This window comes from Streptococcus sp. 2022WUSS083, assembly GCF_044427155.1.
Lineage (GTDB): Bacteria > Bacillota > Bacilli > Lactobacillales > Streptococcaceae > Streptococcus > Streptococcus hashimotonensis.
This window is the reverse complement of sequence record NZ_JAOTGK010000002.1, coordinates 1-22,466: the sequence shown is the minus strand read 5'-3', so window position 1 is coordinate 22,466 and position 22,466 is coordinate 1. Positions and strand designations below refer to the sequence as shown.

Below are 22,466 nucleotides of genomic sequence, written 5' to 3'. Positions count from 1 at the left end.
TCACAAGGAAAAATAATAAAAAAGTGGTATAATGTATACAACTCATTCCAATAATGAAAGAGGATAGAATTGCCTATGGAGAAAATTGCTGTATTTGGAGAAAAGAAGGCTGGCGTCAGCTACCAGAGTCGCTTTGGTGTTTACGCAGTTATCCCAGATGAAAAGAAAGAACAGATTATACTCGTTCAAGCACCAAACGGAGCTTGGTTTCTTCCTGGTGGAGAAATTGAAAAGGGAGAAAATCACCTCATTGCCTTGGAGCGCGAATTGATGGAAGAGCTTGGATTCACCGCTGAAATCGGAAAATACTTTGGTCAGGCTGACGAATACTTCTACTCTAGCCACCGCGATACCCATTTCTATAATCCAGCCTACATCTATGAAGTAACTAGCTACCATCAAATAGGACAACCACTAGAAGATTTCAACCATATTGCTTGGTTCCCAGTCAATGAAGCCATCGATAAACTCAAACGTGGTAGTCACAAATGGGGCATTGAACAATGGAAATTGCAAGAAAATTCATTCAATAACTAGTAAAAACACTCTAATCGTGCTATAATGTAGCCAAAGAGATAGAGGAGGTTCCACATGAAAATCATTAACACGACAAATAGTCATCCCAATCTTGTCCAAAGCCAGTTGGCTAATACTGATGCTTTCCTAGTAGAGACTTATTCTGCAGGTAATACAGACGTTATTTTCACACAGGCACCCCGTCATTATGAACTCTTGATTAGTAATAAATACCGTGCAGTACAACAAAATGAAATCGAGCAAATTCGTGATTTCTTCCTTCATCGAAAAATTGATGAACGAACTATTAACAAGGCTGCCATTCAAACGATTCACACAGACCGTTTGATTGAAATGTCTATTCCCATTATCGCAGAAGTGTAAGAAGCCAGATGGCTTCTTTTTTTCTATTTATACTCAATGAAAATCAAAAGTAGCCTAGGAAACGAAGCCGAAGATAGAACTGGAGTTCATCAAGGCTCTTGACAACGAATAATTTTGATTTTCGAAGAGTATTACAAAAAAAGCCTATCGCTAGATAGACTTTAACAAATGTATTGTGATTACTTAAGCTTCAAAACCTTGAGCTACTGCTTCAGCAAAGTTTTCTTCCACTACGCTTGCACAGTGGTCACAGATTGTCGCACCATAGCTACGTTCTACAACACTTGTATCAATACGGCGGCAACGGTCACATACTTCACCACGTGCACGCTCTACAGTGAAGGCAACTTCTTCTACCAGAACAGCACTTTCAGGAGCTGTTTCCGTGGTTACTGTCAAGTTTGAAACGATGAGCAACTGAGCAAGGTCTGCATTCAAGCTCTCCAAGAAGGACTTGGTTTCAGCTGAGACATAGGCAGTCAAATGAGCTTCAAGTGACTTACCAATCACTTTGGCATTGCGTGCTTCTTCCAAGGCTTTTTGTGCCTGAGTACGGAAGACCATAAAGTTTTCCCAATCAGCTAAAAGCTGCGCTTCATTAGCAAAGGTTTCCACCTCTGGCATTTCCGCCAACTGAACAAACTCCTCTGCTTCGTGTTCCAAATAAGACCAGATTTCTTCTGCCGTATGTGGCAAGATTGGGGTCAAGAGCTTGGTAATTTTCACCAAGATGTCATAGAAGACTGTCTGCATCTGACGACGAGAAAGTGATTTAGCACCATCAATGTAGACGACATCTTTGGCAAAATCGAGGTAGAAGGCTGACAAATCAAGGGTTACAAAGTTTACTACAGATTTGTAGATGCCCATGAAATCATAATTGTCGTAGGCTTCACGGATTTGAGCTACTAATTTATTGAATTTAACCAAGAGAAATTGGTCAACAGAACGAAGCTCTTCGTATGCCACCGCATCACTTGCAGGATTGAAATCAGAAGTGTTGGCAATCAAGAAGCGAAGGGTATTACGGATTTTACGGTAGGTTTCAGAAACCTGTCCAAGAATATCCATAGACACACGTACATCGTTTGAAGTATCCACAGAAGTTACCCACAGACGCAAGATTTCTGCACCAAACTGCTTCTCAACATCACTTGGAAGGATGGTATTACCCAATGATTTAGACATCTTCATCCCCTTACCATCAAGGACAAAACCTTGTGACAAGATAGCTTTATATGGCGCATGACCATTTACAGCAACAGAGGTAATCAAAGATGAGTTAAACCAGCCACGGTATTGGTCTGAACCTTCAAGGTAGAGATCTGCTGGGTAGGCAAGATTTTCACGAGCATTCATGACACCATTCCAAGACGAACCTGAGTCAAACCAAACGTCCATGATGTCTGTTTCCTTGGTAAATTCGCCATTTGGTGAACCTGGATGAGTGAAACCAGCTGGCAAAAGATCTTTTGCATCTGATTTCCACCAGATGATAGAACCATGCTCTTCAAAGAGTGCTGCTACATGGTCTGTCACTTCCTTGGTCATAATCGCTGTTCCATCTTCTGCATAGAAGATTGGAAGCGGCACACCCCAAGCACGCTGACGAGAGATGACCCAGTCACCACGGTCACGGATCATGTTGTAAAGACGTGTTTTACCCCAAGATGGATTGAAAGTCGTTGCCTCGATTTGGTCCAAGATTTCCTGACGGAATTTAGAAACAGAGGCAAACCACTGTGGCACTGCACGCCAGATGATTGGCTTCTTGGTTCTCCAGTCGAATGGGTAGGAGTGGTTGATCACTTCACTAGCAAGGAGCAGGTCACCCAATTTTTCCTTAACAGTTGGCACAACCTTGTCATAGAATTGCCCTTCAAAATCAGGACCCGCAGCTTCATTCATCAAGCCGCGTTCGTTGACAGTTACCGCAACTTCCAAGTCATATTTGACACCGACATTGTAGTCATCCTCACCAAAACCTGGAGCCGTATGGACGATACCAGTACCCGAGTCCGTTGTGACATGGTCACCCAAGATAACCAATTCATCCACTTCAGTATCCCATGGGTGTTCGGTCACGATATATTCAAATTCAGCACCCTTGTGTTTTGAAATCACTTCAAAGGATTCCCAACCGAATTTGGCTGCCAAGCTGTCAACCAAGGCTTCTGCCAAGACATACTTACGGTCAGAGCCAGCAGGTTGAACCAAGACATAGTCAATGTCTGCTCCCATTGTCAAACCGCGCGAAGCCGTTACTGTAAATGGAGTGGTTGTCCAGACAACGATGTAGCTGTCTGTATCCAAGAGTCCCTTGCCATCTTTGACCTTGTTAGCATAGTAAAGAGATGTTGAGTCAATGTCATGGTATTCGATTTCAGCTTCTGCAAGGGCAGATTCAGATGACCATGACCAGTAGACAGGCTTAGCACCGCGGTAGATATAGCCCTTGTCTGCCATAGCACCAAAGACACGGATCTGAGCTGCTTCGTAGTCTTTTGTCAAAGTGATATATGGATTTTCCCAGTCTGCAGAAACACCCAAGCGTTTAAAATCATCACGTTGCTTGTCAACTTGGCTAAGAGCATAATCACGGCACATTTCAAGATATTCAACCAAGTCCATTTCCTTGCGCTTGACACCTTGTTTTGCCAAGACTTGCTCAATAGGAAGGCCGTGCGTATCCCAACCTGGTACAAATGGAGCACGGAAACCAGACATTGACTTAGAGCGAACGATAATATCTTTAGAAATCTTGTTCAAAGCATGTCCAACGTGGATATTTCCGTTAGCGTACGGAGGGCCATCGTGGAGGTGGAAGGTAGGTTTGCCTTCATTGAGTTCTTGGCGACGAGCATACAAGTTTGCTTCATCCCAGGCCTTTTGCCATTCTGGCTCACGTGTTGGTAAGCCTGCACGCATTGGGAAAGCAGTTTGACCTAGATTAAGGGTTTCTTTTAATTTCATTTTATCTCCTTTTTAAAAAGTTAATTCCATTTTTATTTCTTGTCCTTCTAAACCAACTGATTGAAAGCCAAGTTTTTCTAAGATATACCTCATTTTATGATTGCCAATGACATAATTTATAGAAATTTTATGACAAAGCGGATCCGCCTTCGCCTTTCCAATTATTTGCTGGATGGCTTCCTTTCCGCATCCACGATTTTGAAAATCCTTATCAATCAACAAGCGCCATAAATAATAACTATTATCTTTGGGTTCAATAGATAATATTGCAAAACCAACAACTTTTCTACCAGATACCACAGCATATGGTAGAATCATCCCCGAATCTTTATATAACCAAGCTTGGGCTAAAGAATATTCAACCGATGCTACTCGGCGTTGGTCCTCAGGTGCAAGTTGAACTTGTAACACTGCTTCAAAGTTATCCTTGTTTACTAATTCTAATCGTATCATAAAAAATAAAAAAACTCCCGCCAAATAAGGACGAAAGTTCGTGGTACCACCTTAGTTTAGATAGAGTTTCCCCTATCCCTCTATGTTCGTAACGTGAACGGGCGTCTTTCCTTACTATTTTCAGGAAAAATCAAACAAAGTGATGATCCATAGAAAGAGATTGTAGGGCTTCCACCATCTCCTACTCGCTATAAATATTTCTACCGACCGTGTCTCTGCTTATGATCTTTATTATTCTTCTGTTGAAATTTCTACAGATTCTCCACTCTCAAAAGCCGCTGCCTGACGAGTTAATTCTGCAATTTCTTCTGGTGTCAATTGACGTGTATAATCCAAACTTTCTTCTTCAACAGGTAATTCTTCATCCAAAGCCTTATGAAGAACATCACGGAAAGCCTCGTCACTTGTTTGAATGTAACTTGCTGTTGGGCGAAGGATTTCCTCCCATTCAGATGAATTAACCAATGATAATTGGCTTTCCACTGTTGATTTCAGACGCTGATGGAAAATACGTGTCTTGTTTTTTAATTCTTCAGTCTCAATGACAACTTTTTTCGCGTTGTCAGTCGCATTACGAAGAATTTCATTTGCCTTATCTTTAGCTTCATGTAACAATGTTGCCGCATCATAGTCAGCTTGTTTAATAATATTTGCCGCTTGATCTTCGGCCGCAACCTTTACTTTCTCAGCTGTATCTTGAGCTAAAAGAACTGATTTACTCAATGATTCTTTCATCTCGTCAAAATAAGCCAAACGTTCCCGCAAATTTTTCAATTCTAACTCTTGGTCATGATTTTTACGAATTAAATCCTCATAATCACGTGTTACAATGTCCAAAAAGTCATCAACTTCATCTGCGTCGTATCCTCTAAATTTTGTAGCAAAGGTTTTATCTTTTAATTCTAATGCTGTAAGTGCCATCTTTCCTCCTAAGTTTTAACAATGTCTAACTTTAATTTTATCTTCCCTTGCTTAGAAAAACCTAAAAATTCATTTAGGCGAACTCTACCATATCTCCTAACACTAATTAATTGCCCTATTTCAACTAATTTACTAGTTTGTTCTGTCAGAACATAATCCAACTTCACATGTCCAGCCTCAATCAACTTGTTTGCAGTTGCCCTTGAAAGGTTAAATGCGACCGAAATCAATTTATCCAATCTCATACTAGAAACCAACACATCCTTTGAACGCCATTCCTGTCCAATCGGTAGTCGAACAGTCGTCCATTCTTCTTCCTTTCCCTTAACAGGGACACGAGCAACTTTAGTGATAGATTGTAAGGCAATCTGCCCAAATTTCTGATCGATAAAGACAATCAATCGTTCATCATCAATCAAAATATCACCCAAATACTCCCTTTTAATCCCTAGTTGATTGAGAAAAGTTCCAAGAACTTGTGAATGGGATAAGGTGTGAAATTTTCTAGCATAGGACAAATGAAGAGCGGTTAACTCAAAGTCCTTGATGTCCAACTCATAATAAGCCGGGGCAATAATAACCCGCGAATGTTCAGTCGAAACAAAGTCCCGACTAGAAAATGTTTGTAACTGGTAGTAGTTAGCAATTTTGCATACAATTTCATCTTGTCTAGGATGTAAAAAGTGAGTTAATCTATATGAATACGTATCTTCAACTTGCTGACACATATCCATTATTTTCTCTACAAACTCTCTTTCTTCCCTAGAAAAATGTTGCAATAAGTTTTTGTCATTTTTCATAACTATGCTAACAGGAGCAATAACTGAACCAAGAAGCGTGTTCCCATATTAAGCGCAATCATGGCTGCCATTACGGTCCAATCCAACCCCATAAATTGTAGATTAAATCGCCTAAAGGGTTTTAAAATCGGTGCTACCAGCCATTGAATCAAACGTCCAATCGAGCTTGTATATAGGCTAGGAAACCAACTTAGCAAAGCGTATGCCAATAAGAGATAGGAATAAATTTCTACAATTTTTAATAGTAAAAAAATCAAAATTTGCATAGCGTTACCGTTTGATATCAAAGTCAAAATTTGAATCAGCCACACCAGTAGTTGTACCAGCATTGCGCAATTCTTCAATATTGACTGTGACATTTACTGGAGTTAACAGCCACATGGTATTTGAGACCTTTTTCAAATTTCCAGATAATACTGAACGAGCACCATCCAAGTAGTCTAGGCAACGTCTAGCTTGTTGCTCCGACATATATTGAAAATCAATGAGAATACTCGCATTATCTAATAAAAGATTTACCATCTCTGGTGCATCTTCATAACGTTTTGGAAACTTAATATCAATTGTAGTTTTGACAATCTCTTTTTCGTTATTATTAGTCATCAATTCTTGCTGCCTTTCATGTAGGCGTTGAAGTTGACTTTCTGAACGTGCTTCCCGACGCGTCTCTACTTTTGGCTGCTGTTCGCGCACAGGTGCAGCTGTAGTATTGGCAACACGCATTTTAGGACGATCATTAGGCATTGAATAGGCATCTGCCTGCTCTTCAACTTCATTGACTTCGTCAACTTCAAAGTAATTAAATAAGTTCTTAAATGTATCTTTTAATGCCATATTTTCCTCCTCTCCATTATTCAAAGAATGCTGAACCAATTCTCACATATGTAGCTCCGTGAGCAATGGCGCGTTCAAAGTCCCCACTCATTCCCATACTTAACTCTGTAAAGGGCATACGTGGTAAGTTCCTTGTAGCTAGTTCTTCTTGGATTTCCTGCATTTTAGAAAAAATCTCGTCTAATTCATCATCTGTCGCATCAATCGGTGCCATCGTCATCAATCCAACAAGTTCAATGTTCTCCAATAAACTAATTTCAGCAAGTGCCGCATCAATCTCAGATACTGCAAAGCCATGCTTACTCTCCTCACCGGAAACGTTGACTTGGAGGAAACACTTGACTATTTTAGTCGCACGTTTATCTATTTCCTGAGCTAGTTTGACAGAGTCTAGGGCGTGGAAATAATCAACAAATGGAATAATGTCCTTGACCTTTCTTCTCTGTAAAGTCCCTATCAAATGCCATGTCAATTGTTTGTCTGCTAGGGCATTATACTTTTCTAAGAACTGATCGACTCGATTTTCTCCAATATGGGTAATCCCAGTATTCACTAGCTGATTAGCAATAGAGCTGTCAACATATTTGGTGACAGCTATTACCTTTACTGATTCACTCGGACGACCTGCCTTCTCAACAGCTTTTGCCACTGCTGAAAAGATAGCATCCTTATTCTTTTGAAAATTCATTTTAGTTTAGCGATTACGGAAGAATGGTGGTGTATCCAATTCATCCTCATCTTGATCCATTGTAAATTTTTCGACTGAAACAGTGGATGTTGGTTCTGTGTCAGTTGGACGAATCAAGTTTTCGCGACGCAAATCCCACTCTCCGAAAGCAGAAGCTTTCGGCGCTTCAGTTTGTTGTACAGCTCCACGTGTTGGTGCTGATGCTACTGAATGATCAAAGCGTTGAGAAGGGCGTGGTGAAACAGCTTCCGTGCGATGGCGGGCTGGTTTATCAGCAGTATCTTGACGAACACCTGTAGCCACAACAGTCACACGAATCTCATCTTTCATTGTTTCATCAATAGATGTACCCAACCAAATGTTAACACCTTGACCCGCAGCCTGATTAACGATTTCTGAAGCATCTTCTGCTTCTGTCAGAGTCATGTCATAACCACCTGTAACATTGACAATGACATCCTCTGCACCATCAATTGTTGTTTCAAGAAGAGGAGAATAAATCGCTTTACGAGCCGCCTCAATCACTCGATCCTCACCAGTACCGATACCGATACCCATCAAGGCGTTTCCTTTGTTTTCCATAACTGTCTTCACATCTGCAAAGTCCAAGTTAATCAAACCAGGATTTGTAATCAAGTCTGTAATTCCTTGAACACCTTGACGAAGAACATTATCAGCTTCGCTTAGTGCTTCTAAAAGCGGTGTTTTCTTATCAACAATTTCAAGAAGGTTGTTGTTTGAAATAATTAAAAGTGTATCTACTTGTTCGCGAAGACCTTCAATTCCCTCAATCGCAAAGTTTCCACGTTTATTTCCTTCAAAACCAAACGGACGAGTCACAACTGCGACAGTCAACGCACCCAAGTTTTTAGCAATACGTGCAATAACAGGAGCCGCACCAGTCCCTGAACCACCGCCCATACCAGCAGTGATGAAGACCATATCTGCACCAGTTAATACATTAGTCAATGCTTCTTCGCTTTCCTCAGCAGCTTTACGACCAACCTCAGGTTGACCTCCAGCACCCAAACCACGAGTCAATTTAGGACCTAGTTGGATAACTGTTTCAGCTTTAGAGCTACTTAGCGCTTGTACATCTGTGTTTGCTGCAATGAACTCAACCCCAGCAACACCTTCTTCAATCATACGGTTAATCGCGTTTCCGCCACCACCGCCGACACCGATTACTTTAATGACAGCACCATGACTAGCTGCTGCTTCAAATGAAAATGCCATAGTTTAAATCACCTTTTCTTTTCTCTTATTCAAACATGCTGCCAAACAAACCACGAATGCGATCTGTGATGTTTCCCTTAGCAGCTGGACGAACTTCTTCTTCCTCATCATGGTAAGTAGGAGCAACTTGTTCCTCTACCTGATCGACTGTGTTCAATTCGTTCACGATTTCTCTTTGAATTGGCTGACTAATTCGAGGACGAGCAACAGGAATTTCAACTGGCTTATGTCTCAAGGTAGTCTCGCCATTTACTGCATGTTGGGCAATATTTTCAACATCTTCTAACTCACCAACATACTCAACAAAGCTAATCACACTTGCAAATGCTGGATTGCGGATACCAATTTGATTTGGAACAAAAAGTTTAGTGTTAACACCAAACACTTCTTGGGCCAATTCTGTAATTCCTGGTAAGATAGCACCACCACCTACAAGAACAATGCCTCCTGGTAAATCTAGAGCACGTGTACGCTCCAAATCTTGTTTCACACGGTCAAAAATCTGACGCAAACGTGCCGCAATCACTTCTGAAAGGTAGCGCTCGGTCACTTCAACTGGAGCGTTTTCTCCAATCACTTCGACAGTGAACTTTTCCTTATCACTTGCATCTTGCGGATAGGCAATGCCGTAGTTGTATTTCAAGTTTTCAGCAATACTCTTTGATGTTGTCAATACTTTTGAAATATCGTTTGTGATATAATCTCCACCTTCTTGGTAGATGTTTGTGTATTGCAACTCTTGGCCACGCATAACAGCCACAGTCGTTTGACCACCACCAAGATCAATGACAGTCGCACCAAACTCACGTTCACCTTCATTCAATACAGAGCGAGTTAGTGCCAACGGAGAAATTACAATATTTTCAACTTGGACACCTGCACGCTCCACCGTTTTACGAAGATTGTGAAGAATGGTACGTGGTCCTGTGTACAGCATACCACGCATTTCCAAGCGAATTCCCATCATTCCACGAGGGTCCTTAATGCCTTGGAATCCATCGACAGTGAACTCTTCTGGAATAAATGAAATCACTTCGCGTTCCGGAGTCATACTCTTTGTCAATGCTGATTTTACAACATTCTCAACATCCAAGTCTGTAATTTCTTGTGAGTCTGTTGTAACAGGAATCATCCCTTGAGTCGGTTCAATCTGAAGAAGGTTGGCAGGTAATCCAACATTTACCTTTTCAATGCGGATACCTGACTTTTCTTCTGCCTGCTCGATTGCTTTTTTAATCGCTCCAGCAGCCACCTCAATATTTACAATAATTCCATCTTTGACGCCAGCACTTTTTACATTGCTGACCCCAATCACATTCATTTCGTTATCAATATATTCTGCAACCAAGACTTTAACGGAGCTTGTACCAATATCTAATCCCGTAAAAAAGCCGTTTCTAGCCATTCTATCAGTCCTCTCTTACTTCCAACTTTAACAAATCATCTTCCATTTTGAAAAATAGTATAATTAGTCATCATTCATTATACCATATTATATCGAATTATGGTGATTTTAAAGGTTTTTTTTATTACTTTTTCTTTACAAAATTGTCTATTTCAGCTTGCATATCTATAAATGCCAACTTCCATATCAATTGTCGTTGGAACTGTCACTTCTGCCGCTATTTTTGTATAGTAAGGCAACTTCTGACTAATCTCACTCAATGGAACTAAAACCGTGTTCCCATCTGCCATATTGAGTGTCAGCAAATCCGCTGTCACTTTACTTGGCGTTAAATTTATTGTCTGAATAGCAGAACGAATTCCTGTATCTATTTTCCCCAATTCAATGGCCAGTTCCTTGATTAATTCCTTGTCGGATAAATTAATCGTTGGATAGCCTTCTGGCAAGGAATCCTGTGAAATCGACTCTCCACCAACCTCTCCACTAGACAATACTGGATACCACTGACTTTGTTGCTGAATGTAGCCTATTATAGCGTATTCTTTAATTTGAATCGTAAAGGTAGCTGGAAACTGGAACTTGATTGTTGCAGTCTCTACAGACGAACTATTCTTCTTAATATTCTTTGCGTAAGCATCTGCATGCAAAGCTATGGTTACAATGTAATCATCTGGAGAGATAAGGCTATAATTTTCTACTTGCTCAGCAGTTAGTCGCTCATTTCCAACGACCTCTATCTGTTTTTTCTTGCTGGTTGGAGAAATAAAATACAGAGCCAAGGCTGCCAATAACAAGCTCGCCACAAGAACTGGAACGGCTTTCCACACTACCTTGGAAGGAATATCAACTTTTAAAGTTTGAACCTCTTTCTCTGTTTCCTTTTTGGATTCCCGATTCTCTTGTCTTCTGTTTATTCCCTGAAAAAGGACTCTTTTACTCTTTCTAGCTTTTGGGCTCCTCTGTTCTGTCTGCCCTTCGTCAACTGCCTGAACATCTGCCTCATCTTTATGAGCAAGGTAGGCTTGGTGGCGTGCTTTCCATTGTTCGAAAAAGGCACTTTTTTCATCATCCGGAGCAGTCATCTCAGGTACGTCTACATCCGTAGAAAGTCCTTTTTCTTCGGCTAATACAGATTCTTTCTCCGCTGGTGAAATTTGTTCTGAATCCAATTCTACTTGGGATGCCTGTTCCACTTCTAGCACTGATTCTTCTACATTTGAATCTTTTTCCGTCATAGAACCTACCTTCCCATATCTTCTCTAAGCAAATTGTAAAAACTATCTACTGACTGAATTTCATTAGAATTTGCCATGTTTTGGATATAAAATTCCTTATTTTTCAATAGCTCATCAACTTCTACTAACAGACTGGCAAATGTCAATTGACTTTCATCAATCTGCTTAGAATATCCCTTTTTCTCTGCATAGAGAGCATTTTCAATCTGATCCCCTCGACTGGCCTGCCGTCCTAGTGGCACAATCAAATGGAGTTGTTGCATGGCAATCAACTCAAACAGAGTATTGGAACCACCACGGGTAATAACGACATCCGCTAAATCCATCAAGGGTTGATAAAGTTCTGTCACATAGTCAACTCTATATAGGTTTTTATCTAATTGGTTGAGACTACTGTCCCCTGTCAAGTTGATAATATTGAATCGTTCGGTCAGAGCAGCACTATTCTGACTGATTAAATCATTAAAGACCTTAGCACCGCCTGAACCACCTACAAACAGTAGGGTCGGCAGACTTTTATCGAAGTGACTGAGAATTTCTGGCAACTGAATTGGTGTAACTTTGTCATTCGTTTGCCCCACTTTTGTAACTGCACCAACATGTTTTACTTTAGTCAAGCTGGCAGGTTGCTCAAAAGTACTATACATGGTTGTCGCAAATTTATAGGCTATTTTATTGGCCAGTCCCATTGTTAAGTCTGATTCATGGATAAAGACCGGAACCCGCAACAAATTAGCAGCAATAACTGGCGGAACCGATACAAACCCACCTTTTGAAAAAAGAGCTTGCGGACGAATTTTAGCAATGATGGCCAAGGATTGAAGAACACCAAAACCAACTTTAAACACGTCCAACATATTTTGGAAAGAGAAATAACGGCGCAATTTTCCAGTCGAAATAGAATGAAAATGGACATCTAAGCCTGATTTCACAACCTGCTCATGCTCAATACCATTCCCATCACCAATATAGTGGACTTCCCAGCCTTCTTCCAAAAATCGCGGAATCAAAAGGAGATTGAGTGTCACGTGCCCAACAGTCCCACCGCCTGTAAAAACAATTTTTTTCATGATTATTTCAACTCCTCAAAGGTCTGTAAGAAGACGTCACCACGCACCTCAAAATTGGCATACATATCCCAGCTTGCATTGGCTGGACTTAACAGGACAATATCTCCTTTTTCTGCAATGGCAAAGGCTTTTCTAGTCGCATCCGCAATATCAAGAGCTTCTATCGTTTCCACTTCTGCCTTATCTGCTGCACGTTGAACACGGGGAGCTGATTGACCAAGGATCACCATTTTCTTTAGTCCGACTAAATCAGGGACTAATTCATCAAATTCATTGCCACGGTCCAAGCCACCTGCAATCAAAATAACCTTGCTGTTGTCAAACCCTGAAAGAGCTTTTTGAGTCGCCAAGATATTGGTAGACTTACTATCATTGTAGAAGGAAACGCCACTGATCTCACCTACAAATTGTAGGCGGTGTTTGACTCCTCCAAAGGCAGACAAACTTTCCTGAATCGCTTGGTGGTCTACTCCCAACAATTTTGCAACCACAATTGTTGCCAAGGCATTTTCAATATTGTGTGAACCTGGAACACCAATTTGGTCAGCATCCATGATGTATTCACCCTTGAAATAGAGTTTTCCATCTGCCAAATAAGCTCCATCAACCACTTCCTGTGTTGAAAAGGGAACTACAGTTGCTTTGGTCTGTCCAGCCAATTCCTTGGCTTCTTTCTGGTTGAAGTTGAGCACCACAAAATCCTCAGCCGCCATCTGACGCTGAATCATCCATTTTGCTGCTACATAGTCTTCAAAAGTCCCATGATAATCAATATGACTGGCAATGAGGTTGGTCACAACAGCGATATGTGGGCGGAAAGATTCTGTCCCCATCAACTGGAAAGACGATAATTCCATGACCAAGGTATCCTCTGCAGTCGCAGTTTGAGCGACCGAAGATGCTGGGTAACCAATATTTCCACATAATTTTGCAGGTTTATTTCCAGCATTCAAGACTTCTGCAATCATGGTCGTTGTGGTTGTCTTGCCGTTCGAACCTGTAATCCCCACGATTGGAGCATCTGATACCAAGTAGGCCAATTCAACCTCTGTCCATACTGGAATTCCTTTTCCAATTGCTTTTTCAACCATAGGATTATCATAGCGAATTCCTGGATTTTTTACCATCAAAGCGAAATCTTCATCCAATAATTCCAAGGGATGGCTCCCGCAAATAACACGGATACCATCTTCCAACAAAGATTGAGCAGTCGGATTTTCTTCAAAAGGCTTTCCATCGTTAACAGTGACGATAGCACCCAATTTATCCAGGAGACGGGCTGCGGATTCCCCTGATTTAGCTAAACCTAGCACTAACACTTTCTTATTTTTTACAATATCAATCATCTTCATCTCAATTACCTTTACTTTCTAACACCTTATTTTACCCTTTACGAAGACCTTTTTCAAGCCAGAGGACAGAAAAACCGACGCAAAGCGTCGGTTAATTTCATCTATATCTATAAGGATCAGGTCGCTCTGTTCTCCTCTGCCTGTCTTTAGGTTCTTTATCGAGATAATAAATATCCCGCATCGCCCAAAAACCAATCAGAATCATTAGTAGACCAACCCAAATTTCCTTTGGAAATTGCATGATTCTTAAAAATCCAAGTACCAAGGCAATTGCTAATGCTACCAGTAAAAATACTGCCGCAATCAAATTCATAGTCCCCTTAATATTGCGAGGTGCAATAAAAATATAAAAAAGTACTAACATGATGGCGAGGATTAAATAAAACATGCTTCTTCTCCTAGAAATTATTCCTCAGTCGCTAATTTTTTCTTTTTCGCAGCCTTATCACGCTCTGCCTTGTTCAAGATTTGCTTACGAAGACGGATAGATTCTGGCGTTACTTCCATATATTCATCATCGTTCAAGAATTCTAATGATTCTTCAAGAGTCAAGATACGTGGTGTCTTGATAACTGACGTTTGGTCTTTGGTAGCTGAACGAACGTTGGTCATTTGTTTAGCAGTCGTAATGTTAACGGTCAAGTCATTTTCACGTGAGTTTTCACCGATAATCATTCCTTCATAAACCTCAGTACCTGGGTTAACGAAGATTGTACCACGCTCTTCGATACGCATGATCGAGTATGTCGTTGCCTTACCTTGGTCGATAGAGACAAGGGCACCACGGTGACGACCACCGATCTCACCTTGAACAACAGGCAAGTATTGGTCGAAAGTATGGTTCATGATACCGTAACCACGAGTCATTGAAAGGAATTCTGTTGAATAACCAATCAAACCACGCGCAGGCACAAGGAAAACAAGACGCGTTTGACCATTACCTGTCGCAACCATATCCAACATATCACCCTTACGCTCAGATAGGGATTGGATAACAGAACCTTGGTATTCTTCTGGAGTATCGATTTGCACGCGCTCGAATGGCTCCATTTTCACGCCGTCGATTTCCTTGATGATAACTTCTGGACGTGATACTTGAAGCTCATAGCCTTCACGACGCATGGTTTCAATCAAGATAGACAAGTGCAATTCACCACGACCTGAAACAGTCCATTTATCTGGAGAGTCAGTAGGGTCAACACGGAGAGAAACGTCCGTTTGCAACTCAGCCAAAAGGCGCTCTTCAATCTTACGAGATGTCACCCATTTACCTTCACGACCTGCAAATGGTGAGTTGTTCACCAAGAAAGTCATTTGAAGAGTTGGCTCATCGATACGAAGAACTGGAAGTGCCTCAACTGCATCTGTCGGAGTCACAGTTTCACCAACGAAGATGTCTTCCATACCAGAAACGGCAATCAAGTCACCAGCTTTTGCTTCTTGGATTTCTTTACGCTCAAGACCGAAGAAACCAAAGAGTTTTGTAACGCGGAAGTTTTTCGTTGTGCCATCTAGTTTAGAAAGGGTAACTTGGTCACCAACTTTAACAGTACCACGGAAGACACGACCGATACCGATACGACCTACGAAGTCGTTGTAGTCCAAAAGGGATACTTGGAACTGCAAAGGCTCATCTGAGTTATCCACTGGTGCAGGGATATGCTCGATGATGGTGTCGAAAATTGGTGCCATTGTTTCTTCTTGGTCTGCTGGATTGTCAGACAAAGATGAAGTACCGTTGATAGCTGATGCGTAAACCACTGGGAATTCCAACTGGTCATCATCTGCACCCAATTCGATGAAGAGTTCAAGCACTTCATCTACAACTTCTTCTGGACGAGCAGATGGTTTGTCAATCTTGTTAACAACCACGATTGGAGTCAAGTTTTGCTCAAGGGCTTTTTTCAATACAAAACGAGTCTGTGGCATAGTCCCTTCGTAAGCATCCACGACAAGCACAACACCGTCAACCATTTTCATAATACGCTCAACCTCACCACCGAAGTCTGCGTGTCCTGGTGTGTCCATGATGTTGATACGAGTACCGTTATAAGCTACGGCAGTATTTTTTGCAAGGATGGTGATACCACGCTCTTTTTCGATGTCATTTGAATCCATGGCACGCTCATCCAATTGCGTACGCTCATCAAGTGTTTGGGATTGTTTCAATAATTCATCAACGAGGGTTGTTTTTCCGTGGTCAACGTGGGCAATAATGGCTACGTTACGGATGTCTTCTCTAAGTTTTGTCATAATATCCTCTGTATATTTTAATTTAACTAAAAAAGTATATCATAGATTGGCGTAAAAATCACAGATAATCTTGTTGTAAATGTTTTCAGATAGCAGATTGAAAGCAGAAGAAAAGAGATTGAAGCCAATCTCTTATAAAATGTTCTCAAAATTATCGCGTACATCTTGCGGCCAAACACTGGACTGCACTTCACCGATATGTTTCTTACGAAGCAAGAACATGGCCAAACGGGATTGACCAATACCACCACCGATAGACAGCGGGAAGAGTCCATTCAAAAGGGCACGATGCCAATCAAATTCCAAACGGTCCTCGTCGCCTGTAATAGCAACCTGGCGCTTCAGCGCTTCTTCATCCACACGAATCCCCATTGAGGACAACTCAAATGCTGAACCAAGTGCTTCGTTCCAAACCAAGATGTCTCCATTGAGTCCTTTATAGCCTGCTTCTGATGGGCTTGTCCAGTCATCATAGTCTGGGGCGCGTCCATCATGTGGTTTACCGTCTGCCAGTTCACCACCAATACCGATTAGGAAAACTGCGCCGTATTCTTTGGCAACCACATTCTCACGCTCTTTTGGTGTAAAGTCTGGGAAATTTTTCACCAAGTCTTCTGTGTGAATAAAGGTAATCTTCTTCGGTAAGACAGATTCGATATCGTAGCGTGCTTCAACTGCAAGCTCAGTCAATCGAATGGCCTTATAGATTTGTTCAACCGTTTCCTTCAAATAAGCCAAGTTGCGACGACCATCAGGGATGACCTTCTCCCAGTCCCATTGATCCACGTATACTGAGTGAATGGGATCCAAGGAATCCTCGTCAGGACGAAGAGCCTTCATGTGAACAAAGAGCCCTTCTCCCTCATTAAAACCGAAACGAGCCAAGGTATGGCGCTTCCACTTAGCAAGTGAGTGAACCACTTCATAGGTCGCATCTGGAATCAACTTCACATTAACAGTAACCGCATTCTCCACACCGGACAAATTATCCTGCATACCATCCCCGACACGACTCAAAATCGGTCCTTGCACTTCTACGATTTCTAGCTTGTCTTTCAAATACTGTGTAAATGTATTTTTGACGAAAGAAATCTCCTCTTGCTGATGAATGAAGCTTTTCTTCATACCTTACCTCCTTAAATTTATACACCCTATTATACTCTTTTTTACCTACTTGTAAAGTCTTTTTATTAAATATTCTGATAATTTAATGGAGGTTTTTCACTTCGGATGTCAGTACTTCTATCACGCCCTCTGTCAAGCGTCTTGGCCCACGCACCGCCTTGACTCCCAAGTCCATCATGCGCGCTCTAGGAAGTACATCATCGGACAGCTGAGCGAGCAATTCGACCTGCATGACTTTCTTTTCTGTAGAAATGTCTGATTGTCCATGATTTTCCAAGTTCGCCCCCAAGACACGGCAGACATAGCGAATAGCCTGTACAGGTGCCGTCACGTAGATGGCTACGAAGTCCCCAGCTTGAATGGTTGATTTTTGCGGCCAATAGACTACCTTATTTTCCGCAAACTCGGTATCAATATCATAGACCTTTGGATTGGCTGGAATAACCCAGTAATCAGGTCCTTGCTCTGCCTTGTAGGTTTTTGGTCCCACCAGATAACGACTTTTCTCAAGGAGGTCAAAAATCGTCTGATCCTCCACCGTATCATCTAGTAAGACTGACACCCAGGTCTTCTTCGACATATGGTAGGCGGGGAAGATGCCCGACTGACTCAGCAGCTCTGCTATTTCCCGACCGTCAACCTTGAGATTGACAATTTCCACCTCTTCTTGTGACCCGCTCCCGTCCAGCTTGTCCCTCGGAATCTGACTGACCAGGGCGTACCACTTGTTATTAGAAGGATGGCGAAAAGCCCCATAGGTCGGCAACTTGGCAAAGGGATAGTCAGGAAGGTCGCCCCACTGCACCTTGATGAGCTGGGCTAGGCGGTTGCTTTGGTCTTTGGAAAATGGCAGAGCGATACAGCAGGCTTCCTCTACCCGATCTAAAATGGACTGATAAGCCTCACGTACCTGCCCCACAAAAGCCCCAGCTGGCGCAGTCACCATATGGGCAGTATAGACTTCATCCATCTCACAATCCCAAACATAGGACGACATCTGACCAGCCTCATCGACTTCCACCACCGCCTCAAACTGCCCCTCCATGAAGACCTCACGGTAGGTGTAACGATTGTTGGAGAGGATAAAACCGAAAGGGAGGAGGGAGGGGAGGTGGATCTGATAAGAATTTGATTTGTTCATACTAATCCTTTCACTGTATTTGACTCTAATCCCACTGACCTAATAAAACTTCTTTCAAAAATTTTTTAGGAATCCAAAATGAGTGTTTCGTTATTCTTCTTCCGTCTGGTAGTTTGTCAGTATCTGATAATTTACCCTTACCTACAAACTCATTTGGTCGTATTTCGTAGTAAGTATTTTGAGCATGAATTTTCGTGAATAAAATTGTATTGACTTTACTCTGAGGGAAGTTGGTAGATACTTTATTACCATTTTGACTCAATTCAACACCGTTTTGGATGATTTTTCGTGTTTCTATCCAAACTCTTTGGACCTCCGGAATTAGTCTATCTGGAAAACCCCAAAACTTGATGTTATCTAATACAAATAATTTATCCGATACTTCTTTAAAAATGACAAACAAAAACCGTTTATTACAAATTTCCAAAAATGGATGCGATTCCTCCCAAATATCATTCCTTGCCAATTCTTCAAATTGATAAGTTTTAAACGGTGAATCTTCTTTAGGCAAGCCATTTTTATCTACCCGAATGACTCGTAAATTCATATTGGCTTTTTGAAATTCTTGTGTCTTATCAAGGTCACCAGTTAGTCCCAAAATATTTTTAATTAAGGTACTATTTTTTCCTTTTGCTTTAGGATTCACGTCAAATCGACTATATAATTCTTCCTCAAAAAATCCTTTATAGGCTAAAATTTTGTCTGCAATAACCTGTGTAAATGCTTTTTTCTCGCCTCTGGCAGTTGCGAGAATACTTTCTTGATCAATTTGATTGAATATCTTATGATTGATCAAATATGTCATATAACTTGACTTTAATTCCCAAGCCCTTTGTTTTGCTAGAGTGTCACTAAACGGCTGAATACGAAAATCTTTTCCTTTTCCTGCACCTTTTGTACAGGTAGACAAGTAGTTTCCATCTGATTCGGAAAGTTCATGGGCTTTACCTTGCTTAATCTTTTCTACAATGCGATTATAATCCTCAAGGATAACCTCCATATCCTCTTCAAACCATTCATACAAAAAGACTTTTTCAATGATATAATCTGACATAGTCTGCCCTGGAATGAGACCATTGTAAAACAGTAAAAGTATTTTAGAACATTTTTGCCATAGATGAGTGGAGTAAAAGTCATCTAGATTTTCCTCCATATAGTTTAATATTGTTAAAACTAATCGCTCTTTTGCACTAATTGTTCCATTCTTGTTCACTTTAAAAGGCGTTACTTTTAATTCCACTCCAACCTTATCAAAGTCAGCGGCAGAATCACTATTGGGCTGATATCCATAGAAATACTTTTCTATGTAATTGCCATATTGCCCCTTAGATTTCATGCTGATTTCTTTATCAACAACTTCTGAAGGCGTACCCTCTTTAAAATCTTGATAAGTTTTATAAGGTGAAACTTGGTATTCCGCAATAATCTCTCCAAGTGATCTATCTAATAAATATTGAGAATAATCAAGAATACTTTGAATATCTGTTTCATCATAATTGAATAACTGTTTTTCCATATTAAATTTCCTACTAAATTCCTATAGCTCTATTATATCAAATAAAAATCCTTGATCGAAATTGTTTTTTACGCTATAATAGATAGTATTAAATGAACTTGAGGAGAAAAAATGAATATTCTCGAACTCTTTGCCGGTGTAGGCGGTTTTCGCATCGGTCTTGAAAATGCTGACAAAGATTACTTCCAAACAAAATGGGCAAATCAATGGGAGCCTTCTCGAAAATCACAGGATGCTTTTGAAGTTTACAATTTGCATTTTCCAGATAGCGAAAACATCAATATTAGTATCTCAGAAATTTCTGACGAAAAGTTTGCTGAGATGAATCCAGAAATGATTGTTGGCGGTTTCCCATGCCAAGACTATTCTGTCGCTCGCAGCAAAAAGAACGAACAGGGAATTGAAGGAAAAAAAGGAGTTCTCTTTTGGGAAATTATCCGTGCCACTCGAATCACCAAACCCAAGTATCTTATTTTGGAAAATGTTGACCGTCTATTAAAAGCACCATCTAAACAAAGAGGGCGTGACTTTGCCATTATGTTGACCGCATTTAACAATCTTGGTTACTCGGTTGAATGGCGAGTTGTCAATGCTGCCGAATACGGACGAAGCCAACGCCGTCGTCGTGTATTCTTCTTTGTTTATCGAAATGATACCACTTTTGCAAAAAGACTTGACGAACAATTTGAAAACACTGAAACTGTGTTTAACGAAAATCGCTACAATGAGTATCTATTCCATTCAGGTTTGTTTGCAACCCAATTCCCAATTAAATCAACACCCGTAAAGAATCGCCAGGTTTATTACGAATTAGCAGAAGATATTGTTGAAGTATCAGATAACTTCACTGGAACAGTTTGGAATACTGGTGTGATGAGACACGGAAAATACTATTCCGTTGATACTCAGTGTGACTATAAAGGTCAACCAATCACTCTTGGAGAAATCTTACAAGATGAAAAAGATGTACCTGAGAAATACTTTTTGACAGACCCCGCTAAGCTAGAAAAATTCCAATATCTACGAGGTCCTAAAAAAATTGAAAGAACTTCGGCAGACGGTCACACCTATACCTATTCCGAAGGTGGAATGTCACCAACCGATGACCTAAATCTTCCTGGACGAACCATGTTGACTTCCGAGGGGACCGTTAATCGCTCCACTCACTTTATCAATGTGAACAATCGCTATCGTTTGATAACTCCAGTAGAGGCGGAACGATTGCAGGACTTTCCAGACGATTGGACTAAGCAGAAAAAATTAGCAGATGGCTCCATTATAGAGGTATCTGATAAAATGCGTATGTTCTTTATGGGAAATGCCCTCGTAACTGATATCGTACGAAAAATTGGAGAGTATATAAAAAACATTGAATAGATTTCAAAAACAAATCGATATATTAACCTTAATAATTAGACAAATAATCATTGAAAGACTATAGCCCTAGGTCGTTTAGAGTTATAGTCTTTTAGTTTTCCCTGTAATCTAGAGCTACAATAAATATAATTCATAAAAATGTTTACCAGTTCAACAACTGATTGTTAATTCTTCTAATCAAATTTGGACATACCATACACTAGATTCCTAAATTTAAGAATTTTCCATTCTATTGTGATTTTTACTATCAATTAATGCTAGAATACTCCTTGCACATTTTCTAGAGGTATCCTTAGTTTATTTTATATAATCTAGTCCCCCAAGATTTGATACAAATGTGAATCAGAAACTGTTAGAATATAAAAATAAATCAATCAAACAAAAGTTTATGCTATAATAAAATAAAAAAAGGACAATTTATATGAGTAATGAATTTAAACTTGAATATCATGCAGCAACTATTCAGCACCTAGGTATTGGTTTATATAAACAACTTCCTCAAGCAATTGCAGAGTTGATTAGTAATTCTTGGGATGCAGATAGTCATAATGTAGAAATTAATATTGATTATACAGATATGGTTATTACTGTCACAGATGATGGCAACGGCATGTCTGCTAATGAATTAAACAACAACTTTCTGACAATTGCACGAAATCGACGATTATCAGACTCAACAAAAGATGGTGTTAGCGGTTTATCAAAATCTGGACGTAAAGTTACAGGAAAAAAAGGTCTTGGTAAATTAGCTTTATTTGGAATAGCCAATACTATTATTGTTGATAGCATCCAAAACCGAAAGAAAAATTCTTTTATGCTAAACTATGACGCAATTCAAGAATCCTCTAGTAATATATATCATCCACAAACAATCTGCTATGAAGAAGATACACTTGAGCCAGACGGAACTAAAATAACAATACAAGATATTACTCTAAAGTCTTTGACTCCTATTGACACTCTTTATGAAAGTCTTTCAAAACGATTCAACAAATATTCCAGAGAAGATTTTTTAGTAAAAATAATCTCTGAAAAAGGGGAAATAAGAGAGTTGGATGAGGAGGCTGGGCAAAAACTAGCCAGTAAATAAAAAACACAGATAGATTCAAGCTGATTTTGATGAAATCCAGCCGTACTGTCTGTGTTTTTCTTTTTATCTCTATTATCTTGGACTATTTTCTTGGCCA

The 22,466-nt window shown here is 40.4% G+C and carries 21 protein-coding genes; 4 read left to right on the top strand and 17 right to left on the bottom strand.

The features are described from left to right. Positions 1 to 75 precede the first annotated feature (75 nt). Together ODU41_RS02085 and ODU41_RS02080 are read left to right on the top strand one after the other, a co-directional pair. The gene (locus ODU41_RS02085; RefSeq protein WP_002938708.1) at positions 76 to 537 is read left to right on the top strand and encodes an NUDIX hydrolase; all 462 of its coding nucleotides are present in this window, start codon (positions 76 to 78) and stop codon (positions 535 to 537) included. Positions 538 to 591: 54 nt separating this feature from the next. Then, positions 592 to 900 (top strand): DUF1827 family protein, encoded by a 309-nt coding sequence (locus ODU41_RS02080; RefSeq protein ID WP_002938710.1) that lies wholly within the window; start codon positions 592 to 594, stop codon positions 898 to 900. Between the two features lie 183 nt (positions 901 to 1,083). Here the strand turns inward: ODU41_RS02080 and ileS are convergent, their stop codons facing one another. The 17 genes from ileS to ODU41_RS01995 all read right to left on the bottom strand — a co-directional run bounded on the left by ileS (position 1,084) and on the right by ODU41_RS01995 (position 19,902). Further along, positions 1,084 to 3,873, bottom strand: coding sequence for an isoleucine--tRNA ligase (gene ileS, locus ODU41_RS02075; protein WP_398578594.1), 2,790 nt, complete (start codon positions 3,871 to 3,873; stop codon positions 1,084 to 1,086). A 12-nt stretch (positions 3,874 to 3,885) separates the two neighbouring features. Next, positions 3,886 to 4,326 carry a GNAT family N-acetyltransferase gene (locus ODU41_RS02070; protein ID WP_398578593.1) on the bottom strand — a complete coding sequence of 147 codons (441 nt, stop codon included), beginning with the start codon at positions 4,324 to 4,326 and terminating at the stop codon, positions 3,886 to 3,888. 231 nt (positions 4,327 to 4,557) lie between these two features. Further along, positions 4,558 to 5,247 (bottom strand): DivIVA domain-containing protein, encoded by a 690-nt coding sequence (locus ODU41_RS02065; protein ID WP_024385043.1) that lies wholly within the window; start codon positions 5,245 to 5,247, stop codon positions 4,558 to 4,560. A gap of 8 nt (positions 5,248 to 5,255) precedes the next feature. Beyond that, positions 5,256 to 6,047 carry a YlmH/Sll1252 family protein gene (locus ODU41_RS02060; protein WP_248017958.1) on the bottom strand — a complete coding sequence of 264 codons (792 nt, stop codon included), beginning with the start codon at positions 6,045 to 6,047 and terminating at the stop codon, positions 5,256 to 5,258. Positions 6,048 to 6,049: 2 nt separating this feature from the next. Further along, positions 6,050 to 6,313, bottom strand: a complete 264-nt coding sequence (locus ODU41_RS02055; RefSeq protein ID WP_002943042.1) for a YggT family protein — start codon at positions 6,311 to 6,313, stop codon at positions 6,050 to 6,052. 4 nt (positions 6,314 to 6,317) lie between these two features. Beyond that, positions 6,318 to 6,881 carry a cell division protein SepF gene (locus ODU41_RS02050; protein ID WP_024393136.1) on the bottom strand — a complete coding sequence of 188 codons (564 nt, stop codon included), beginning with the start codon at positions 6,879 to 6,881 and terminating at the stop codon, positions 6,318 to 6,320. Positions 6,882 to 6,897: 16 nt separating this feature from the next. Next, a complete protein-coding gene (locus ODU41_RS02045; RefSeq protein WP_136628089.1) occupies positions 6,898 to 7,569 on the bottom strand; it encodes a YggS family pyridoxal phosphate-dependent enzyme in 672 nt (223 codons plus the stop codon). Between the two features lie 6 nt (positions 7,570 to 7,575). Next, a complete protein-coding gene (ftsZ, locus tag ODU41_RS02040; RefSeq protein WP_398578592.1) occupies positions 7,576 to 8,805 on the bottom strand; it encodes a cell division protein FtsZ in 1,230 nt (409 codons plus the stop codon). A 25-nt stretch (positions 8,806 to 8,830) separates the two neighbouring features. Next, positions 8,831 to 10,210, bottom strand: a complete 1,380-nt coding sequence (gene ftsA / locus ODU41_RS02035) for a cell division protein FtsA (RefSeq protein WP_024395232.1) — start codon at positions 10,208 to 10,210, stop codon at positions 8,831 to 8,833. Positions 10,211 to 10,362: 152 nt separating this feature from the next. Beyond that, a complete protein-coding gene (locus ODU41_RS02030) occupies positions 10,363 to 11,445 on the bottom strand; it encodes a cell division protein FtsQ/DivIB (protein ID WP_398578591.1) in 1,083 nt (360 codons plus the stop codon). 5 nt (positions 11,446 to 11,450) lie between these two features. Then, positions 11,451 to 12,515, bottom strand: coding sequence for a UDP-N-acetylglucosamine--N-acetylmuramyl-(pentapeptide) pyrophosphoryl-undecaprenol N-acetylglucosamine transferase (locus tag ODU41_RS02025; protein WP_032500041.1), 1,065 nt, complete (start codon positions 12,513 to 12,515; stop codon positions 11,451 to 11,453). A 2-nt stretch (positions 12,516 to 12,517) separates the two neighbouring features. Further along, positions 12,518 to 13,867, bottom strand: coding sequence for a UDP-N-acetylmuramoyl-L-alanine--D-glutamate ligase (gene murD / locus ODU41_RS02020; RefSeq protein WP_398578590.1), 1,350 nt, complete (start codon positions 13,865 to 13,867; stop codon positions 12,518 to 12,520). A gap of 97 nt (positions 13,868 to 13,964) precedes the next feature. Next, complete coding sequence (locus ODU41_RS02015; protein ID WP_099832401.1) at positions 13,965 to 14,255, bottom strand: DUF3165 family protein; 291 nt, start codon at positions 14,253 to 14,255, stop codon at positions 13,965 to 13,967. A 17-nt stretch (positions 14,256 to 14,272) separates the two neighbouring features. Then, complete coding sequence (gene typA / locus ODU41_RS02010; RefSeq protein WP_009909450.1) at positions 14,273 to 16,120, bottom strand: translational GTPase TypA; 1,848 nt, start codon at positions 16,118 to 16,120, stop codon at positions 14,273 to 14,275. Between the two features lie 132 nt (positions 16,121 to 16,252). Continuing rightward, positions 16,253 to 17,245, bottom strand: a complete 993-nt coding sequence (asnA, locus tag ODU41_RS02005) for an aspartate--ammonia ligase (RefSeq protein ID WP_044678118.1) — start codon at positions 17,243 to 17,245, stop codon at positions 16,253 to 16,255. Positions 17,246 to 17,327: 82 nt separating this feature from the next. Continuing rightward, positions 17,328 to 18,386 (bottom strand): MmcQ/YjbR family DNA-binding protein, encoded by a 1,059-nt coding sequence (locus ODU41_RS02000; RefSeq protein WP_398578589.1) that lies wholly within the window; start codon positions 18,384 to 18,386, stop codon positions 17,328 to 17,330. A 25-nt stretch (positions 18,387 to 18,411) separates the two neighbouring features. Then, positions 18,412 to 19,902, bottom strand: coding sequence for a Sau3AI family type II restriction endonuclease (locus ODU41_RS01995; RefSeq protein WP_398578588.1), 1,491 nt, complete (start codon positions 19,900 to 19,902; stop codon positions 18,412 to 18,414). A gap of 111 nt (positions 19,903 to 20,013) precedes the next feature. Between ODU41_RS01995 and dcm the strand changes: the two genes are divergently transcribed. Both dcm and ODU41_RS01985 read left to right on the top strand, forming a co-directional pair. Next, complete coding sequence (dcm, locus tag ODU41_RS01990; protein WP_172076163.1) at positions 20,014 to 21,279, top strand: DNA (cytosine-5-)-methyltransferase; 1,266 nt, start codon at positions 20,014 to 20,016, stop codon at positions 21,277 to 21,279. 421 nt (positions 21,280 to 21,700) lie between these two features. Further along, positions 21,701 to 22,369, top strand: a complete 669-nt coding sequence (locus tag ODU41_RS01985; protein ID WP_398578587.1) for an ATP-binding protein — start codon at positions 21,701 to 21,703, stop codon at positions 22,367 to 22,369. Positions 22,370 to 22,466: the final 97 nt, after the last annotated feature.